The organism is Acinetobacter sp. Ac_5812, assembly GCF_013072695.1.
Classification (GTDB): domain Bacteria; phylum Pseudomonadota; class Gammaproteobacteria; order Pseudomonadales; family Moraxellaceae; genus Acinetobacter.
This window is the reverse complement of sequence record NZ_LXUK01000023.1, coordinates 1-784: the sequence shown is the minus strand read 5'-3', so window position 1 is coordinate 784 and position 784 is coordinate 1. Positions and strand designations below refer to the sequence as shown.

Here is a 784-nt window from a genome sequence, read left to right as displayed (position 1 = left end):
CCATTAACTGCCTCTTTCGATGCCGCTGTCACCGCGCCATTCGCAACATTGCTGATCTTGTTGTTACCTGCATTGATGCCTGTCTTATTAAGACTTGGTGTATTCGTTGTTTGTGTCACACCATCTGCATCAACAAATTTGACACCATCTTTACTTACATTAAGACCGCCAGTTGCATCTTTAATAACTAAACCACTGTTATCTAATTTGCTATTACCTGCTGTAACAGACGTAAAGTTAGGGTTATCACTGGTTGCAACGGTGATATCCTTACCATTTTGTGTAATTGCTACATTCTTACCCGCAATAAACTTCACTTCTTGGTCTGGAGAAACCTGTGTTGAAGCATTACCAGATACAGTTCCACCAGTCGTAGAGCCAGTGTTAACTTTCCAACCTTTATTTGCGTTACTTGCAACATCACTTACGATTTTTAATTGATCTTCTGTTGCTGCTTGACCAGTTGTGGCTGTACCACTCCAAGCCTTATTCGTTAATCCACTAACTGTACCTGCTGTACCGTTAATCGTAACAGGATTCGTTCCAGCACCACTACCAATGGTAATGTTGTTTGCTAAGCCCAGTTGTACACCGCCTGCAACTGTTGTGCTGGTGATGTTGCTGTCGCCTTTTACATTGATATCACTGCCCAAGGCATAGTTGTTCTTGCCTGTCGTGCCACCAAAGTTGATGCCTTTGTCTACTGCCGTTTTAGCTGCATCTGCTGTGCTTTTTACACTCGTGATCGCACCGTCAATCGTGTTCGAATTTGTACCACCAATGT

Annotated in this window: 1 pseudogene; it reads right to left on the bottom strand. The window is 43.1% G+C overall.

Annotation, left to right across the window (positions count from 1 at the left end):
* Window positions 1-784, bottom strand: a pseudogene (locus tag A7P55_RS18490) (hypothetical protein); the annotation flags it as partial.